We start from the raw sequence: 21283 nt of genomic DNA, 5'->3' as shown, positions 1-21283 counted from the left end.
ACATGAAAAAGACAGCACATATTATTGCACATTCACATTGGGATAGAGAGTGGTATGTACCATTTGAAAAGCATAGGATTAAATTAGTTGAGCTGATGGATCAATTGTTTGAAACGATTGAAAAGGATTCGCAATACGGTAGCTTTCATCTCGATGGTCAAATCGTACCATTAGAAGATTACTTGGAAATTAAACCGTATCAACGTGCAAAAGTAGAGAAGCTTGTACAAGATGGGAAGTTAATTATTGGTCCGTGGTACATTTTACAGGATGAATTTCTAATAAGTAGTGAAGCCAATGTACGAAACTTACAAATCGGAATATCTGAGTCTAAAGCGTATGGTCCTTATGCAGCAATTGGTTATTTTCCAGATTCATTCGGAAATATTGGGCAAGCGCCACAAATATTGCAGCAGGCGGGGATTGAATGTGCAGTTTATGGACGTGGTGTTAGAGCAGTAGGTTTCAACAATGAAATTGTGGAGCAGGAGCATAATCCTCACACTTCACAATATTCTGAAATGATCTGGGAATCACCTGACGGTAGCCGTGTACTATCGGTATTATTTGCTAACTGGTATCACAACGGTATGGAAATTCCGCAAGATCCACAAGCGGCATTGAACTATTGGAATGAGCGATTGCCTAAAGTAGAAGCCTTTGCTTCAACATCAGAGCTATTATTTATGAATGGCTGCGACCATCAGCCACTTCAGCGTGATTTGACAGAAGCGATTGCAACTGCGAATGAGGTTCGCCCAGATGTTGAATTTATTCAATCGAGTTTTCCACAATATATTGAAGCACTTCAACAAAATATGTCACAAGAGTTAAGTGTAGTTAAGGGAGAGCTCAGAAGTCAATGGACGGATGGCTGGAATACCCTTGTTAATACAGCTTCAGCACGCGTATATATTAAACAAGAAAATAATAAAACACAAACATTGCTAGAAAAAGTAGCAGAGCCATTAGCTGTTATGGCCTATATTGCAGGTCAGCAATATCCCGAGTATGAATTGCTGTACTCGTGGAAAACATTACTTCGTAATCATCCGCACGATAGCATTTGCGGCTGTAGTGTAGATGAAGTTCATCAGGAAATGATGACGCGCTTCCACAAATCGCAGCATATGGCTGAAGCGGTTGCTGATCGTAGCATAGAGTGGTTAACGCAGCAAATTGACACGATCGGATTCGGTCATAATCGAGGAATTCCACAGTTAAATAACGAGCAACCGAAAGTGGTACCTTTTGTTGTATTTAATACGACAGGACATGTACGTAATGGTGTAACTATGGTAAAACTACATGCTAGTCGTGCATATTTCGATGGTTTGCATGCACCTCATGATTTACACGAAACGTTAACAGATTACGATCCTGGCACATTAGTCGTTGTCGATGCAGAAGGTAATCAAGTAGAAGCAGTAATCGTTAATAAAGGACTAGTCTTCGGCTATGACCTTCCAGATGATCGTTTCCGCCAGCCATATTGGGCTTACGAGGTAGAAATTACGCTGTATGCTAACGAGCTGCCAGCACTTGGCTATACTAGTTTTGCATTAGTGAGCGGAGAACAACAACATTTAGAAGAAGCTCGGATTATTAAAAATGATGGAAGAGTACTTGAAAATGAGTTTATTAAAGTAGACATACTAGAGGATGGAGGTTTTAATGCACTCGATAAAACGACCAATCAAGTGTATTACAAATTAGGTTTGTATGAAGATACGGGTGATCTAGGTAATGAGTATATGTATAAGCAGCCAGATGGAGAAATTGCACTTACATCTGAAGGGGGTGTCGCTTCACTGCAAGTGGTTGAGGATAATCAGTTGAAAGGTAGTATTCAATTAACACAAACGCTACTTATCCCAGCATCGGCAGATGAACAGCTAGACCGTGAAATTCAATCGATGACACCATTTAGAATTCGTAAATCGCAGCGTGTGGCCACAATGAAAGAAGTCACCATTAAAACGACGATTTCACTTGAGCAGCATGATCGTGGCGTCACTATCGTTAGTGAAATTGATAATACCGTATTAGATCATCGAGTACGTATGCTATTCCCTACAGGCTTGCAAACAAACATCGCCACTGTAGATTCAATATATGAATTGGTAGAGAGATCAATTAAACCAGAAATAGAATGGGCTAATCCGAGCAATGCACAACATCAACAAGCTTTTGTAAGTTTAAGCGATGGTGAACGTGGAATTACAATTGCGAATAAAGGATTACATGAGTATGAAGTGCTACAGGATAATGAGCGTACTATAGCGATTACTTTGTTACGTGGAACACGTGAGCTTGGAGACTGGGGAGTATTTTCAACTCCAGAGGCACAGTGCTTAGGCTTATCACGAACGGAATTAAAAGTTGTTTTCCATGAGAAAGATGTCGTTACGAGTGAGGCTTATGTTGATGCCTATCAATTCCAAGTTCCATGGACTTCTGCTGCGACTGATATTCATACAGGAAAGCTAGCTCCAACGGCTAATATGATTGACTGGACTGGTAATAATCTAGCTGTAACTGCATGTAAAGTGAATACTGAGAGCGGCGATATAATGCTTCGTCTATTCAATGTAAGTCATGCGGATACTTCAGTAGTGCTTGAATCTAATAGCTATGTGAATAGTTTTTATAAATCGAATATTTTGGAAGAAGTGACTTCACAGGAGGAGCAATTACTAGAACAAGCAGCTGTTGAAGTACGTGGTAGTGAAATCGTTACGATTGGTATGAAGTCTAAGTAACTGAATCATCATCAATTGCAATGGAGGAGATGTTACCCAATGGCGAAAATAACTAATATTAGATGTATTCGTACAAGACATAACCGAAGCTGGACTATTGTTAAAGTAGAAACTGATCAGGACGGACTTTATGGAATCGGATCAGCTAGTGATATCTATCAACCGAGTGCTGTTGAAAAAATTATTGAGGAACTTTTTACTCCTCTTCTTATTGGTAGAGATGTTAGTCAGATTGAGGACATATGGCAAACGATGTATACAAGTAGTTATTGGAGAAATGGTGCAACACTCCATACAGCAATTAGTGGAATAGATATGGCATTGTGGGATATTAAAGGGAAAGAAGCAGGTATGCCAGTTTATCAATTGCTTGGTGGTCAGGCACGCTCGGAGGTTAAAGTCTATGCACATGCTGATGGCAAAAGCTACGAGCAGCTTGAGGAAGAGGTTGAGCGATATAGAGAAGCAGGTTATTCCTACATCCGTTGTCAACTAGGGGGATATGGTGGCGGGGGATTCACACAAGGAACACAGTCTGTGTTTCCGCCTGCAGCATCGTTTGATGAAGATGTATATGTGCAGGCGATACCGCAAATGTTTGAGAAGCTACGTGTGAAATATGGGATGGATTTGAAATTTACTCATGATGTTCATGAGCATCTTAATCCAGCTTCGGCGATTATCTTAGCCAAGCGACTTGATCCGTATCAATTATATTTCCTTGAGGATTTACTACAGGTGGAGCATACGGCATGGTATGAGCGAGTTAGGACAGTAAGTGTAACTCCGCAAGCAGTGGGAGAGTTATTTATACATCCTCAAGAATGGCTTCCTCTTGTACAAAATCGTTTAATTGATTTTGTGAGAATGAGAGTTTCCAAAGTAGGGGGAATTACGGCTTGCCGCAAAATTGCCGCCGTATGTGAAGCTTTTGGTGTGAGAACAGCTTGGCAAGAAGGTGGGGAAAATGATCCCGTTAACCAAGTAGCCGCTGCACATCTCGATATGGCGATCTGGAATTTTGGTATTCAAGAAAGTAACCATTTCAATGAAGCAGAAAGAGAAGCATTTCCCGGCATGGCAACGATTCGTGGTGGAGCACTACATCTATCAGGTCTACCAGGGCTTGGGATAGATATTGATGAAGAAAAGGCAGTGTTGCTCGGCGCTCCTGCAGAGGGGAAACCCTATCATAATCCTTATCGACTAGATCGTCGTTTGGACGGAACGTTAGTTAGACCTTGAATAGTAGGAGATGAGACATGAAGACCGTCGTAATTACAGGCTCAGAAGGTAAAGTAGGTCGTTACGTAGTGAAGGAATTTGCCGAACATGGCTATCGGGTCATTGGTAGTGATCTGCGTGCAGCGAATTCTCCTGGGGATTACGATCAATTTAGACAACTAAATTTGAATAATATCGAGGAAGTAAAAGGTCTACTCACAGATGCTGATTATGTCGTGCATCTTGCAGCAGTGCCTAACCCGATCAACTTCTCACCTGAATATATCTTTTCTAATAATGTGGTGTCTGCCTTTAATATATTGGAAGTGGCATCTAACTTAGGAATTCCTAAAGTAGTCATTGGTTCAAGTGAATCGGCTTATGGCTTTTGTTGGGCAAAGACACCGTTTGCCCCGAACTATTTCCCGGTGGATGAACAGCATCCCTTGCTGCCGCAAGAAGGCTATGGACTGTCTAAAGGGGTCAATGAACAAACGGGGGATATGTTTCATAGAAGAAGTGGGATCGGAGTGTATTCCTTGCGATTTTCTCATGTGCTAGAATCTCAGGAGTATGCATGGTTACAATCAGAATTCGATAATACAGGAAGATTCCATCGCATTTTATGGAGTTATATTGATGCTAGGGATGCTGCAAGTGCTTGTCGTATGAGTATCGAGGATACAAAACCGTCGCAGTCGATCGCGCTGAATATCACTGCAAATGACATGATGTCCGATAAATCTGTCGAGCAATTATTACATGCTCATTACAGTGATGTGCAGGATATTCGCAAGCCCATAGCCGATATGACAGCGGTAGTAAGTAATCGCTTAGCCTACGAAACGATAGGTTGGTCTCCGCAATATAGCTGGCAGCAGAGTAAGTAATAACAGTCTGGTTGGCATAGCTATACAATAAATTAGACAACGGAAAAAAGACGACTTCTGGTATTACACAGGAGTCATCTTTTTTTAATCTGTATGGCCCGTAAAGAAGATAGGAATATACAATAAAATACAATTATGACCGATAGAATGATAGCAGTGAGTTCGTTATAGTAAAGGAATGGTGTATCTTTTAGACATCTATAGCTGAAGGCAGTATCAATGCAGTGGCTGCACTAGTAACTGCGAGGTCAATTCTAGCCGTTTGTTTTTGCTTCCGATGTATTTTCTGTACGAGGAAGCCGAGCTATGATGCTCAAAAAGTTGTAGGAGATATAATTAAGTACAGTTGGCAATTGTGGCAAAGTTCAAAGCGTTATATAGGTAAGCGTCAAATACAGCCCACCTTCAATCGTTATTCCATTCATGAGAAAATAAAGTCAACCTAATAACAGGAGGTTGTCTCAGATGACTAAGAAAGAACAGCGACTTCAAGAATGGAAAACCCGTATCGCAGACTACAGAGCTAGCGGTCTTACCATGGCCGCTTGGTGTCAAGCTCATCAATTTTCAAAAGAAACCCTTAAATATTGGCTTCGTAAAACGAATGCAAATCCTGCTGCTTCACAAGGACATCCTCCTCGCTTTGTTCCTCTAACCGTTTCTCATTCTAGCGTTTCATCCGCTCTTTTTGTGGAGATCGGGCAAGCTAAAATTGAAGTTCGTGCAGGATTCGACGCGGAGTTACTACGTGCAGTAGTACAGGCATTGGAGATTCCATCATGTTGACGGTGCCTACAACGGTTCCTGTCTATCTCGCCTGTGGATCAACCGATCTACGTAAATCGATCCAGAAAATTCGAATATATATAGTATGAAAAATCAAACGAATCTATCATCCCTTGCTATAGAAGAACTTGAACGGAAAACAGTCAAACAGGAGCAGCAAATTGCGGAACTTTCTACGAAACTAAAATGGTATGAAGAACAGTTCCGTCTTGCTTAACAAAAGCGTTTCGGCGCCTCCAGTGAAAAGACGCATACCGATCAACTGGAGCTTCAACTGTTTAATGAAGCTGAAGTGCCAAAGACATCAGCTTCGCAAGAGCCAGACGTTGAAACCGTTACGTACAATCGTTAAAAATCTAGTGGTAGCCGTGAGGCTAAGCTGGATCAGTTTCCTGTGGAAACGATCACCTATACCTTATCCGAAGAAGAACAAATATTAGGCATTCAGTATAGCGAGGAAGCATTTTCATTAAGATAATATTGCACCTGTAAAGGATAAAACTACCTCGTAGAAACTCTATTGCAATACTCGTATGATAAGATAAGTCCACAATATATACAGAGTATTTTCATGGGAAATTATTACAGGGTTAAAAGAAGTGGTAAGATTACGTTATTTGCACGTACGCGTATCGCTTTTTGAATCCTGTTATTTTTCTATAGTCCTTGAAAGCGCTAACATATGGTCGATTGTGGACGGATGGGCTTTTACAAGATTGGACATATGGAATAGTAGAGGTGATGCGGCGGCAAACATAAAAGCGGGAAAGTGTGGTCAGGCCACACATGAGGGGGTCATATCAAGATTAAAGCAGCATTGGAGGTCAAACAATGAAGGTCATCAGAAGATGGGACAGTATGCGAAAATTTTAATTTTCTATGCTTAGCGTACTGCTCGTAACAACGGGAATGAATATTACACCGGCTCATGCCGATGAAGTAGGCTATCCCTCCTGTGAAGGCGTTATCATTACTCTTGGCGAAACTCCGGACCCTGATGGGATTACAGCGTTTGCTGGATCCCACATCCATACTTGATTTGGCTTCGTTGCAGAATGACTCGTAATTGGTTTTGTACTGCGCCCGCGATGATGCTGTTGTTGGTGTTTGTGCACAATGCGATAAAAAGTAGATTCGGAAGCTAAATAGATGCCTTCATCAGCAAGTCTCGGAACAATTTGGCTAGGTGGTAGACTTTTAAATTTTGGCTGATTGATCGTTTCAATAATTTGTAGCTCTTCCGATTCACTTAACTTATGCGCAGGCGGTTTTCTCTTTGCATGCGGTGGCAACATGCGTTGTTGAATTTTCGATTTGAACTCTTTGTTATACCTAGCCATCGTAAACCACCTCGTCCTTTCTCTTAGTAATTACTATACGTTCTATTGAGGGGTACGACAACTGTTCTGACACAGGGGGCTGATCAAAAAGTAGATATAGAAAAGCATTAATTGATGTCGTGAATGAGGTTTCTCAAACTATATATTAATTAGAAATTGGTGAAAATAATTTATCATTTAACTACAAAATCGATACTTGCTTTGAGGCCATACGGCCAATTAATATGTATTGTTGCGCTAATCGTATGATTAGCGCAACAATACAGCTAAGTTTTAAAGAGTTATGGGATCTCTTCAAAACCTAAAAACATTATATATGGAAGGAATTTTAGAATGATAAAAAGACGGTTATTAGCCTCTTTACTTGTGATAGCGATGCTATTTACTTCGTTTACTCCGCCTATGACAGTCAGCGCGGCCGCGGCATGGGAAGATGAAGTACACCTTTTGACCGTAAATGCAGGTGCAGATGATAATACGGCGACAGAAACCGTTGCGCCGGACGGACAGACAGCGTGGAGTTTAAACACCGGAACCTCAAAGGGCGGGGGTACTTGGGATAACCTCTTCACGCCGAGCGTGTCGCCTCCAGAGAATTTATTAGCTTACAAAGATGGATACTTCGTTTTCGAGATGTACATTCCCGATGAGAGCTTTAAAAATATGCAAGGAAATAACTGGATCGTCATAGTAAGCGACAGTAATCCCGCTGAGGACAAGTTTAACAACGATTCTCGTCTCCAACTTGATTTAAGCGGGGTCACAAATGCAGCGGTGGGCACATGGGCGACGGTCTATACGAAGTTATCGACGTCAAGTGCCGTAGCCGGGAGTTTCCAAGACGCCTGGCTAGACCAAGTAACCAGACTGGCAATGCATCTGCAATGGGATACTAATGTCCCCAAGACCGACGTTTTCATAAAAAACCCGCGTTTCCAGAAAAGTACGTTAAGCGTTCCGGTTTCACCGTCAACGGCTCCCGCACTTGATGTAGCAACAGGAACAGTAACTGCGAACGCACCGGCTAGCGGGCAAGCTGTGGAATTCGCAATAAGCGAAGATGAAATCGCTCCCGCATCCGGTTGGGTGGATGGAATTGAAAACGGTAATGTTTATACTCATCAATTTGCCATATTACCTTCAGCAGACACCTACTATGTTTTCGCGCGCGCGAAAGCAGGTGGCGATTACAACTTCATCGGCGTATCTTCAAGAATTACTGTAACGTCTATTGACAACCAAACATTGGTAGATGAGGCGTCGTCGTCTCTGACATGGGATACTATTAAAGGTAGTAATACTTCGAATAACGATGTGAAATCACAACTTAGTCTTCCGACGACAATAGGAACAACTAACGTAGCATGGTCATCGGATAATGCGGCAATTAGCAACACCGGAAGCGTAAATCGTTTATTGAATAGAGAAGTTGACAAAACCGTAATACTCACGGCGACAATAACCAAGGGCAATGCAAGTGCTACGCAAACTTTTACCGTGACGGTGAGAGCCGTGCCGGCAGAGGTCAACGCCCGGGCTGCGACGTATTTCCCTAATATAGAAGAGGGGACGAATAACGCTATTGCGCCGGACGGAAATAACGCGGTTAAGTTGGGAGCTGGAAAAATAGGCGCCGGCGCTGAACGGCTTTGGGATGCCCGCTTTGTTAATGGCAGCGGCAATCAGGATTTATCAGCTTACGCGAATCAATATTTTGTTTTTGATATGTATGTTACGCATACGGACCTTTTAAATCTCAGTGGCAATAACTGGATCGCCATGGCAAGTGGCGGTAACAATCTTGACACCAATTCGCGTCTTAACCTTAATGTTAACGAAATCAAAAACGGAAAGGTTAATGAATGGATTACTGTTTATGCGCAATTATCAGCAGCCAATTCTCCGAATGGTTTCAATCCCGTTCATTTGGACACGGTACAGGCAGGGAGATTGCAAATGCAATGGTCTCCCGTGCCCCAAGGCGACATCTATATTAAGAACCCTCGTTTCCAGAATACCGTGGATTCGCCGAAACCCATTCCCACTGCTGTTGAGACAACGGGCAACGTTATGTTATCTTCAGCAGCGCCGACAAACGGTCAGGCTGTGCAGTTCGCGATCAACACCAACGGTAACGCTCCTGCGGTCGGCGATTGGACGACGGGTACTCTCCAAACAGGCGTTTATACTGCGTCATTTACAAAACCAACAGGCAACATCTATTATACATTCGCACGCACAGCTCAAAATACGCAATATCCTTTCGCAGGAACGCATACAAGAGTTAGAGTGGAGCATCTTGACGACAATCAAGCAGTATCGGACGCAGCAAATAAGCTGACATGGGACACGATCAGGAATTCGAATGCTATTCAATCCGAAGTAAGAACGGGGTTGACGCTTAAGGCAACGGGTGCGAATGATACTGCTATAGTATGGTCGGCTGAACCGGCAGGTATCATAGATACCGCAACTGGCAGAGTAACTCGCGACCCTGACGTAGGAAAAGCCGTAACCCTTACGGCGACAATAACCAAAGGTAATGCAACACCTGTTAATGTGAATTTTAATTTGACAGTAGCCAGTACGACTAACGAACTGGCTGAAGTGTTCATTGATTTCAACGATCCTGAATCATTTGATGCAGTTGATACAATTGGAAGCGGTCTCGGCGACGGTGGAGATCCGGCTGGACCGTATCCAGGACTTCAAGGCAACGGCATAGGCATCAGCCTCATCGGAGACGGCGGTACCGCAGTGGATATAGTCACTCAAAGCGGCGTAGATGCTGTGAAGATTGGCAACTTTATGTACGTAATTGTAGACGACCTTAAACTTAAGCAAGCAAACAAGGTCGAATTAGCGGTCACATACTGGAGACCGAGCGCAACGGGCGGTATTTCGTTACAGTATAACACCATATATCCCGGCAGTTTCTCTGGATATGAAGCGTATAGATCAGCGAGCATTCCGGCGACAGGAAGCGGAAACTCTTGGGTGACTTCAAAAGTTGTGCTTAACGGAGCTAATTTTGCGATAGGAGCACAAAATCAAGGAGCGCACTTCCGTATCGGTGCAGCCGGAGCAATCATACAGAGCATACGAATAACCGAAATTCCTCCAACGGATGAAGAAGCGGTCAAACTTGTTTCGGACGCGCTGACTTGGGACGCTATTAAGGGCACGAATACCAGACAGGATCTAGTTGAAACCAATTTGAATCTTGCTAAGGCGGGTTCAGCGAGTACGAACATTGTGTGGACATCTACCAATAACACGGTGATAAACAGCAACACCGGCGCAGTAGATCGTCAAGGAGTGAGTACAGATGTAACCCTCACGGCGACAGTAAGCAAAGGTACGGCAACACCGGTTGTTAAAACATTTAATATAGTGGTTCGCGGAACAGGTACCGGAACCGACGAGGATGCGGTAAACGATATGTTGAATAAACTGACATGGGATTTAATCAAAGGCGTCAATGCTTCTGAGGCTAATGTGACGACGAACTTGGTTCTCCCGTCCATGGGTGAGAATATGACGGATATTACATGGGCGACATCAGCTGCTACCCTCATAACCGATGCAGGCCTGATACCGACAAACCGTCCGGACGGCGGCGGTGAGGTAACACTCACGGCGACGGTAAAAAGAGGTCCGGTAGCCGCTCCTGTAACCAAGACTAAAACATTTGTGCTCACAGTTCCGGATAGATATGATTATGCAAAACACATAAGAACGGCAATCGTTCAGGAACACGATGCGAAAGATTGGGCGATATCGGATTTTAACGTACTCGCTTTCGGTGCGAAGACAGCAGAGATGGCAGAAGCGGAAGGCTTAGTTAATTTCGATAACAGAGAGGCTTTCCAGGTGGCGATTGATGCGGCTTATAATGATGGCGGCGGCGTAGTCTATATTCCGGCGGGAACCTATGCGTTCCATACGGAAACTACCGGCACAATAAGCGTTCAAAGCACGACAGGCAGTATAACCTACGAATATAAACAGGTTTTAAATTTGCGGGCAGGCGTACAGCTCCGTGGCGAATGGGATAACCCGGATGCGGACGATTACGACGGTAAAATCGACGGAACCATTCTCGCAGTCTATGCCGGACATAATTCCGCCAATTATGACACGTATGTTGACTCTGACGAGAGAGAAAATCAGACAGGCGGCAAAAAAGTAGCTAACGTGTCCGATAGATTCATAGACATGGAACAAGGCACAGGTGTAACGAACCTTTCAGTATGGTATCCGAATCAAGATATTCATGCTACAACCACTGTTGAAAAGAGGAACGCAGATGGTCAGAAGACAGGGGAATTTGAGGACATAAAAGGAATTCCGTATCCGTGGACGTTCTATCAGAGAACCGGAAACAGCGTGACGCTTGATAACGTTACTCTCGTGAACGCTTGGGGAGGATTCATTTCCCTGCCGAGCGAAATGCATTATGTTGTGAACAGCAATATGACGGCTCTCTACAAGGGCATCGTGGTTCACACATGTACAGACATCGGACGTATCGAGAACGTTAACATTGACCCGAAATACTGGGCGAATTCAGGACTTGACGGCGCACCGTTTCTTTCGGACGCGAGAGCGTACACAAGAGCGAACGCTACCGGATTCATGATGCACCGTTCGGACTGGGAATATGTATCTGGATTGAATATTTCCGGGTATAAGACGGGTATGTGGATCGGAAGAGAACCTGGCGGCGACGAAGCTCCGAACGCGCAGTTCTACGGATTGAAAATCGAAGACAGTCAAACGGGAATATATATTGACAACGTTAACGGTTTCGGTCTGCTTCTCTCGAACTCGGAATTCGGAGGCGACACGGCAGTATATTTCAACGAACGTTTCGACACTTCTGTTCAATTCAACGGAGTTGACTTCAAAGGTCCGATTGTAAGCAACGCCAGAGGCGGAGTTATATCCTTTGAGGATAGTACGTTCGACGAATATGACAATTACGCGCTGAACTTCCTGGGTCGAGGAAACGCATTAGTCAGTCAGAGCAACTTCAAACAGGCAGACAAACATGCAAATCTCGGAACAAACTTTGGAACATTCAAATCGGTAAATTCCGGTTATAACCTTAACATCGAGAGCGCTAACCTTGCCGCTCACATCGATAACCTTGAACTTGATGTTAAGGCTGACGGTAATAACACCACGGTACAAATCGTTAATGATGTTGATTATCTATTTGAACCTATTCCGAAAGACGTAAAAACAGATATTGAAGTACACCCTAGACCGACATCAAGCGCAGTGCTTAGACTTGACTTCCCACGTTCGTTAACAGGCAACGCACCGACCGTGGATATATCTACAAAATTGCAGGAAGCTCTTGACTATATTAAAGCTAATCACGGCGGCGGCACGATATATTTACCGGGTGGAAGATATAGACTGAATAGTCCTGTCATCGTTCCCGAAGGTGTTGAACTCAGAGGAACATGGGACGTACAGCACCATACACAAGGCGGCGGCACGGCGATATTTACAGCTTACACCGGCGGCGCTCAGGGAGAAAACGGAGCTTCTCTCATACAGCTTAAGGCAAACGCAGGTCTCAGAGGACTTAACATTACGCAAACGAATATAACCAGCGTCAACCTCAATAACCCTGACCAAACGTTAAAAACACCGTTTTTGGTACAGGGACAAGGAGCAGGCGTATATGCAATCAACTTAACGATCCCGATAGGGGATAAAGGCATAGACCTGGCTTCATATAAAACCGATGGTCACTATGTTGATTATTTAGGAGGCACGCTCCTCAGAGCAGGCATTTGGGTCGGAGGAGGCGCGGAAGGCGGATTTATCAGAAATATGCAATTCAATCCGCATTACGCTTTGAGACTTCCGGGAGGTCAAGGATATTCGGCACCTACCGGCGATTTGTACGGTTTCGTACAAAGATACATGAGTGCGCTCAAATTCGCCGATGTGGAGGACCAGACGATTTTCAACAATTTCGTTTACGGTTCGGTATACGGCATACACTTCCTGAAAAGAGACTTGGGGAACGGCGAATTCGCATACCCCGGAAAAATGACGATGATCGGTCACGGCTCGGACGGAACCACGTACGCTTTGTATGTGGAAGACGCGGACGAACACACGAAAATAATCGCTATCAACTCGGAATTGGTTAATACGAACATCACGACGCAGCCGGACAGAGCGTATGTCAGAATGGGCGATGTACCTAATACCGCAAAAATCCACCCCGACGCTGAACTTGTCCTGTACAACAGCGCGTTCTGGGGAAGCCCGAGCACAGCAGGAGCGGTAGTAAATAACGGTATCGTTCGTTTCCAGCAAGCAAACTTTACTCAGCTGCCAAGCAGCAATCCAGGTATAGATGTCTACGGCGGAAAAGCGCATGTATACTCCTCTTACTTCCAGCCGTCAAAGAACGGTCAGAGTAATAATGTGTATGCAATGCTGCGCCAGGGCGGCACGTCGATAGAACTTAGCAACAATTATTACGCATCGGGTTTGAGAAACAGCACCCCGACGGACAATCCGTACGGCATTTACGGCTCGGATTTATTGGCGGAACCGTTTGTATTTAACTTAACCAAAAACGGAGATAAACAACAATTCAACGTTAAGTATAATGTCGGAGGAAGAGCGTCTGCACCCGGGACATTGACAATTGTTTCCCCGGTTGCCTATGCTAAAAATCTCACTCCCATTAAATTTGATGCGCTTGCGGCAGGCGAATCCGTAACCGTAGATTTACCGTATTATGTTGCAGGTCTGATCACATTCAAGCTTCAACTTGAAGACGGAAAAGCATACACCTATACGGCAAAATTTGACGCGGCTTACGCTGAAAAGGTAAGTTCTGCAGGCGCAGAAAATCCGGCAAAGAGTGCCGCAACTCCGGCATTTGTCATGGACACCAAAGATTATGTCACTTCGGGAACGTGGGATGGTACGCAAGACCTCAGCGTAGGATCGCATTTCGCATGGGACGACAGCAATTTATACGCGTACATTGTCGTTACAGACGACGTACACTTCAATAACCAGACCGGAGGGAATATATGGAGAGAGGATAATTTGCAGTTAGGCATTGATTTACGCAATCCTGCAACCGACAGTACTACGCGGAATGAATTGGGATTCGCGCTCACCAATGACAACAAAGATGTAATTTGGGCTTGGACTCGTCCCACAGGCGCCAATGCACCGACTGCTCCGATAACTGATATCGTGGCAAAGATGACGAGAGACGAAGATACGAAAACGACGATTTACGATTTAAAGATTCCGTTTAATACTGTTCATAATAATCCTACATCGGAGCTCGCGAACGGAAGAATCGGAATATCAATCATGTTCAATGAATCTGACGGCTCGCGTGAATCAGACAGCACCAGATCCACCTTTGAAGTTGAAAGTGGACAATTAAAAAATTCAAATTCATTTACAGACGTATATCTGTTAGGCGCAGGCAAATACAATGAAATGCTTGAAGCATCGGCAAGGGCTGCCGTTTCAAAGGCTCTCGCGTCTGGATCAGCTGCCGATATCGCTATAGCTCGCAACTTTGTCACTATTATGGCAGACGGCGAAGTTAAGACGGATCTTCTTAACAGAATCAATGTTATCGATCAGGATAGCGAAATCAGCCCAACTGCTGCTGAATTTGATTTGAACCCTAGCAAGCAGCAAGCAGCTACAATAAAGCTGGAGCTTAAAGGGAATACACTGACAGCCATTAAGAAAGGCAGTGCACTGCTGCAGGCTGGAACAGATTATGTTGTGAATAGCGATCAGATAACGATTACGACGGCTTACTTGGCGAAATTACAAAAAGGTACTGCGCAGCTAACGTTTGAGTTTAGCGCAGGCCAGCCGCAGGTGCTGACGATTACAGTAGTTGATACAACGCCTGACAACAACGGCGGCAACAACGGCGGTAACAATGGCGGTAACAACGGCGGTAACAATGGCGGTAACAACGGCGGTAACAATGGCGGTAACAACGGCGGTAACAATGGCGGTAACAACGGCGGTAACAACGGTGGTAACAACGGCGGTAACAACGGTGGTAACACCGGTGGAAATCAAGAGAACCAGATTGAATTGAAGGATATTGCCGGACACTGGGCTGCAGATGCGATTCGTCAAGCAACTGAGTTGCGTATTGTGAAAGGTTACGCCGATGGTTCGTTCAAGCCTGATGCAATCGTAACACGAGCAGAATTCACAATGATGTTGATGAATGTACTCAAGCCGACTGGAAAAGCTGACGAATTGATCTTCACCGACAAGGAGAAGATTGGCGCATGGGCGCAGGATGCAGTGGCGAAGGCAGTTCTAGCCGGTATTATAAAAGGTGATAGTAGTGGTAGCTTCCGTCCATCAGCTAGCATTACACGTGCGGAGTTAGCGGTGATGATCGCTAGAGCATGGGGTGTAGATACAGAAAGTGTCGGAGAGACAGACTTTGCTGATAATGGCGACATCCCAGTATGGGCAAGAGCAGCAGTTTCCGCATTGAAGGAAGCGGGCATCGTCGAAGGGCGTGACGTGGGAACTTTTGCACCTAATGCAACGGCAACAAGAGCAGAGGCAATTACGATGATTATGAACTTCATAGCGTTATCCAAGAAGTAAGGATACCAAGAAACAGACCGCCATCGGCGGTCTGTTTTCATAAGTAACTATAATTAAAGGATAGCGGTAATGATATAGCGTTCCCCTGCCATTGCTTCCCATTGAAGGCAAGCTCGACTTGTTACATCAGTGTTAATCTCCACACCATTGGCAGTATGAACTGTATAGCGTCCACCCAGACGTATGCGACATGTAAGATTCAAGGTGGCGTTAATTTGTACCGATGTAACTTTACCTTGTTCCCACTCCATACTAATTTCAAATCCGTTCCTTGCTCTTAATCCAGTAATACTACCACTATTCCAAGCTTGCGGAAGTGCAGGAAGGAGGTGGATTTCATCCATATGACTTTGCATTAGCATTTCAGTAATGCCAGCTGTGCCACCGAAATTACCGTCTATTTGAAATGGAGGATGATTGTCGAATAGATTAGGTAGCGTGGAGTGAGCTAGTAGTTGGGCAACATTATATTCCGCTTTCTCACCATCCTCTAGCCGCGCCCATAGATTAATAATCCACGCTCTACTCCAGCCTGTATGTCCACCACCGCTCGCAAGTCTGCGCTCCAATGTCACTTTAGCTGCTTCTGTCCACTCAGGTGTCGTTCTTAAGTTAAATTGTTTACCTGGATACAAGGCGAACAGATGGGAAATATGGCGGTGTCCAGGCTCAACTTCGTCATAATCTTCGAGCCATTCTAGCAGCTGACCATGTTTCCCGATTTGTGGTTTAGGCAGCTTCGATCGTATAGTAGCCCATCGCTTAATCAGAAGCTCATCCGTTCCTAATATAGATGCGCCTTCGATACATGCAGTAAACAGCTCATGTAAAATTTGATTATCCATTGCTGGACCTGCACACAAAATACCTTGAACACCACTTGGTAAAATATAGCTGTTTTCAGGTGAAACAGATGGGACGGTAAGCAATTGCCCTTGTTCATCCTCATACAGAAAATCTACGAAAAATTGTGCTGCTTCTTTTATTGTTGGATATACCGAATCGAGGAATTGTTGATCCCGACTATATTCATAGTGCTCCCATAGGTGTAAGCAAAGCCATGCTGCACCCAAAGTCCAGTATGTCGCAGGCATATAGATATCCTGTGGAGCCGTATCACCCCAAATGTCTGTATTATGGTGTGAGACAAACCCGCCGCATTGATACATCTCACGCGCTGTAACTCGGCCCGGCTCTCTCATCCGTTCAATATGCTGGAAAAGTGGTTCATGGCATTCTGCCAAATTACTAGATTCAGCTGGCCAATAATTCATCTGTGTATTGATATTTATTGTATATTTGCTATCCCAATCAGGTAGCATTTTCTCATTCCAAATGCCTTGTAAATTGGCTGGTAACGATCCAGGTCTACTGCTTGCGACAAGTAAGTACCGACCAAATTGATAATATAGTGAAAGTAATGCTAAATCCTGTTGACCATTACGCACACGCTCAAGTCGTTCATCGGTAGGTAGCGAAGCATCGTAATCACCCTCTAGCTTAAAGGTTACCCGAGACATCAGAGATGTGACATCTGCGACATGGCGCTTGCGAAGATCAGCATAAGGTAGCGTTGCGGCTTTCTCCGCAATGGTCACTATTTCTTGCTCGACGTCTTCAAAACGGAAGGTGGTTCCTGCTGTAAGTATTAAAGTTACAGCATGAGCATCGTTGATGATGAGATGCTCTCCGATCATAGAGATGCTGCCACCTTCTGCAACGGCCTTCAATGCGATCCGGAAATCAGAGCCGCCTTGTCCACCACAATTACCCCGCATAACAATGGTATCCTGCCCAACTTGGACAAGCTCATCATAGTAGCGATTGCTTCCTCGCGCCAGCTTGGCACGAAGCGAAATCCGCTGATCGCTGGATGTAAGTCTAATGATTAGCGCTTGTTCAGGGAAACTCGTAAATATCTCCCTAGAATAAGATGTATCTCCGACTGAATAGTTAACCGTTGCAATACCAGTAGCAATATCTAGTTCTCTTCGATAATTACTTAGCTCTCCATCCACATGGTTGACAAAGAGAAGGAGATCGCCTAAAGGCAAATAGTGACGTTGGGTTTCCGGCACACCAGATAAAGCCATTGCCGCAAGCTGTTGCGCTTGCGGAATGGCTCCTTCCAATAACAGCTTACGGATTTCAGCTAGATGATCATAGGCATTCGGATTATTTCTATTTCTTGGACCGCCATACCACACACTATCTTCGTTCAATGCGATACGCTCTGAATAAGGATGACCGAAGACCATTGCCCCAAGCCGGCCATTGCCGAGAGGAAGTGCTTCCTCCCAGATGGCTGCCGGCTTATTGTACCAGAGTTGCAGAGGATCAATATTTCGGTCATCTGATTGCATTGTCATTATGTCACAACCTCCTGCAATAATTATTTATAGTGGCTAGTAGTTAAATGGAATAACGGTAATTCCAATAATGTTAATCGCACCATTTCCGCCAGCTAGCTTGATCGTATTATTGCTTCCAGCTTCTAACTGCACGGTAATCTGGGCACAGCCTGTAAAGTTAGTTAAGCTGCCTGTAGACATCGCATTAATTAATGTATAATCAATGTCGTTAACTTGTAGTCTTAGCTTTGTTACATACTGCTCAGTTGCATGATGAATATAGATGGCTGCTCTACCGCCAGTAGAACCGTCGATATGATCGAAATGACAATAAGATCCTGGCAGCTCCAAACCAGTAATAGCTTCAACGTTATCTGCTACTTGTTGAATCGTTGCTCCTCCACCAACTACACAATTGGCGACGCTGTAATCATTAGGGTTAGGATGCGCTAAGGTTAATACATCCGCCGGTGCTAGACCTTCCTTTGTTTGTAAAACCATTCTGATCGTGCCGTCATCATTGAATTCAAGTTCATCAATACACATGCTTCTAAGATTACCAATCCCAGATACGACTTGATTATGATAGAACAAATACCATTTCCCTTTAAATTGAGCTACCGATCCATGGGTAGTATCACAGCCTGTCGGTTCAAGGAAAATACCTTTATATGTCCAAGGGCCTAGCGGGCTTTCACTGATGGCATATCTCATTTGATTGTTTGCATGCAAATTATCGGCGTAGGTCAAATAGTATAATCCATTTCTTTTGAACACCCAAGCAGCTTCATGGAAATCTTCGATGCCTTCAAATTGGATAATTTCACCACGAGCAGACATCATATCTTCATCAAGCTCCAGGCCGAGACAGATTCCACCGCCGCCGTAATACATATAAGCACGCTGATCATCGTCAACTAATACACAAGGATCAATAAGCGCGAATCCGCCCAGACCTTCAACATATCCTTGATCAACGAATCCGCTAGCAGGTTGATCACTTGTTGCTACCCCAATTTTCCAAGTGTCGTTCCAGCTTGTTCCGCTTGGATGCGGATAGTAGAAATAGTAAGTGCCGTTTTTGTAGGCACAATCGGGTGCCCACATAAAGCCACCCTCCGGTCTACCCCAGGCAACGCCATCTGAACTTAATATTTCACCTTCATCTAGCCAGTTCACCATGTCTTCTGAAGAAAATACATGGTATCTATCCATTAGATCACAGCCTCTAGCTGGATCCATATCATGCGAAGCATAAATATAGATTTTTCCGTCATCCCATACATGAGCGGATGGATCAGCTGTAAAAATAGTTGTAACAATTGGATTAGATCCTTTTGTTTTAAGCGCTTGTTCTGGAATTTTGCTGTTACTCATCGATAATTACCTCCTGAGATTATAGCTATATATTGATTCACTCCATAATAAAGGTTTGCTGCTTTTACTACTATGAGACAAAGTTAAATAAAACAAGAGAATACAAAAGCATTTCTAATAAGCTGGAAGAAATACATATGATTTCATGTTTCTGCGTGATGAATTTTCTTGTTATTTGTGAAATGATACGTTACCATGTCGTTGTAACTACGTATTGTGGCTAAGCATAATATGGGAGGGAAAAGTGATGCTAAGTGTACTGATCGTTGATGATGAAGTTGAAATACGAGAAGGATTAAGAAATAGATTCTCGTGGGAAGAATATGGATTTCAACACATTATGATAGCAGATGATGGAATTTCAGCACTTGAGATTGCAAACACCTCTAAGCCAGAACTTATTATAACGGATATTAAAATGAACCGAATGTCTGGACTTGAGTTTCTTAATGAGCTTTTCCAAAAAAAAGATAGCGATTACAATCCGCAAACGATCGTTATTAGTGGTTATGATGATTTTAATCTAGTAAAGGAAGCGCTCAAAATAGGTGTCATAGACTATATATTAAAACCAATTAATATGGAAGAATTAAAGCAAGTTGTTACTAAAACAATAGAAAATATATATAGGGAAAGATTAGAAATTCAGACAGAAGCACAGTTACATTCCCATGCTAATTTTGCAATTGGTAAAATTAGAGAGGAGTTATTACTGGAAATGTTACAGCACGAGTTTGATCCTTTTTGGGAGACAAGACGCAGTCACCGTCTACATAATTCTGGATTAGAGTGGATGCTGGATAGAACGATGACTTTACTTTTAATAGAAGCGGATGATCTTCGTGCGATAGAAAAACAAGGGATTAAAGAGAAAGAACTCATTCAATTTGGTATTGGTAATGTTGTTCAGCAGACCTTGAATGAAGAGTATACCGAGCCTTTTGCCCTCTGTCTAGATCATATGAGTAGATGGATAGTAATATTGGCTGTTACTCATTCAGATGAAGTGAAATCTCCGCACGAAATGGCTACGATGTTTCTACAACGAATTAATCAATATGTCAAGGTGCCCATAAGTATTGGACTCAAGACGACGATTAGAAATATTAATCAATTACGTGAAATGTATAATGAAGCATCTTTTATACTAGGACAAAAAGCTGTATACGGTGGCAATAAAATTTTTATAGATAAATTATTGGATGAGGATACTGAGCATGAGTCGTTATCGATGAAGGAGCCTTTAGAGGTTATAGATTTGATTAAGTATGGATCGGATGAGGACATATCGGCGGCGCTGGAAGCATTTGATGATATGGTCAAGGGATGGAAGCTAATACATATTCGGGACATTCAACAACAACTGTTTGAATGGCTATATGAATTGATCCATCGTCTTTCATCCCCTGGTTTATCGAGTAAATTGAAAGCGGATAATCCTATAGCACTATGGGAGCAATTGGAACAGTATGATACTTTGCAATCGCTGAGAGAATTAACAGAGCGATATTTGCTAGCAATGGCTGAGGAATGGAGAGGACAATCAACGGCCATAGGTCAAATTGTTACTGAAGCAGAAAAAATGATTAATAAAAGTTATGCAAGTAATATAAGCCTGCAAAGTGTTGCAGATAGTGTACATGTTACGTCAGTATGGTTAAGTAAGTTATTTCGTAAGGAGAAAGGAGTCACCTTTTTAGAATATTTAACGTCAGTACGAATGGAAAAGGCAAAGTTAATGCTAGGGGATGTGAAGTATAAAATCTATCAAATCTCTTACGAAGTAGGGTATAAAGATCCTGTCCATTTCTCGAAATTATTTAAAAAGCAGGTAGGTTGTACGCCTAAAGAGTACCGCCGTCAAAGAGGGATCACGACGGATTAAGTACAGATCTGCA

At 43.6% G+C, this 21283-nt stretch carries 8 protein-coding genes and 2 pseudogenes; 7 read left to right on the top strand and 3 right to left on the bottom strand.

From position 1 onward, the window contains the following. Positions 1-2: 2 nt before the first annotated feature. From ACP8HI_RS17965 to ACP8HI_RS17945, 5 genes and pseudogenes are all read left to right on the top strand, one after another. Positions 3-2762 (top strand): alpha-mannosidase, encoded by a 2760-nt coding sequence (locus ACP8HI_RS17965; RefSeq protein ID WP_438347553.1) that lies wholly within the window; start codon positions 3-5, stop codon positions 2760-2762. Positions 2763-2801: 39 nt separating this feature from the next. Then, complete coding sequence (locus tag ACP8HI_RS17960; RefSeq protein WP_438347552.1) at positions 2802-4007, top strand: enolase C-terminal domain-like protein; 1206 nt, start codon at positions 2802-2804, stop codon at positions 4005-4007. A gap of 17 nt (positions 4008-4024) precedes the next feature. After that, the gene (locus ACP8HI_RS17955; RefSeq protein WP_438347551.1) at positions 4025-4876 is read left to right on the top strand and encodes an NAD-dependent epimerase/dehydratase family protein; all 852 of its coding nucleotides are present in this window, start codon (positions 4025-4027) and stop codon (positions 4874-4876) included. A 465-nt stretch (positions 4877-5341) separates the two neighbouring features. Continuing rightward, complete coding sequence (gene tnpA, locus ACP8HI_RS17950) at positions 5342-5662, top strand: IS66 family insertion sequence element accessory protein TnpA (protein ID WP_438347550.1); 321 nt, start codon at positions 5342-5344, stop codon at positions 5660-5662. Positions 5663-5747: 85 nt separating this feature from the next. Further along, positions 5748-6098, top strand: a pseudogene (locus ACP8HI_RS17945) (transposase domain-containing protein); the annotation flags it as partial. 583 nt (positions 6099-6681) lie between these two features. Here ACP8HI_RS17945 and ACP8HI_RS17940 read toward each other — a convergent pair. After that, positions 6682-6948: pseudogene (locus tag ACP8HI_RS17940) on the bottom strand (IS3 family transposase); the annotation flags it as partial. 387 nt (positions 6949-7335) lie between these two features. On the opposite strand from ACP8HI_RS17940, the gene ACP8HI_RS17935 reads away from it, so the two are divergent. Further along, on the top strand, positions 7336-15657 hold the full coding sequence (locus tag ACP8HI_RS17935) for an immunoglobulin-like domain-containing protein (RefSeq protein WP_438347549.1): 8322 nt from the start codon (positions 7336-7338) through the stop codon (positions 15655-15657). Positions 15658-15710: 53 nt separating this feature from the next. Here ACP8HI_RS17935 and ACP8HI_RS17930 read toward each other — a convergent pair whose 3' ends face one another. Both ACP8HI_RS17930 and ACP8HI_RS17925 read right to left on the bottom strand, forming a co-directional pair. Then, complete coding sequence (locus tag ACP8HI_RS17930; protein ID WP_438347548.1) at positions 15711-18026, bottom strand: glycoside hydrolase family 95 protein; 2316 nt, start codon at positions 18024-18026, stop codon at positions 15711-15713. A 36-nt stretch (positions 18027-18062) separates the two neighbouring features. After that, positions 18063-19385, bottom strand: a complete 1323-nt coding sequence (locus ACP8HI_RS17925; RefSeq protein ID WP_438347547.1) for a family 43 glycosylhydrolase — start codon at positions 19383-19385, stop codon at positions 18063-18065. Positions 19386-19632: 247 nt separating this feature from the next. Here ACP8HI_RS17925 and ACP8HI_RS17920 point away from each other — a divergent pair, with 247 nt between their 5' ends. Next, positions 19633-21270 carry a response regulator transcription factor gene (locus ACP8HI_RS17920; protein WP_438347546.1) on the top strand — a complete coding sequence of 546 codons (1638 nt, stop codon included), beginning with the start codon at positions 19633-19635 and terminating at the stop codon, positions 21268-21270. Positions 21271-21283 lie beyond the last annotated feature (13 nt).

This window comes from Paenibacillus sp. FA6 (assembly GCF_051550225.1).
Lineage (GTDB): Bacteria > Bacillota > Bacilli > Paenibacillales > Paenibacillaceae > Paenibacillus_AQ.
Note: the sequence above shows the minus strand (reverse complement) of the source record. Positions and strands in the feature narration are given on the sequence as shown.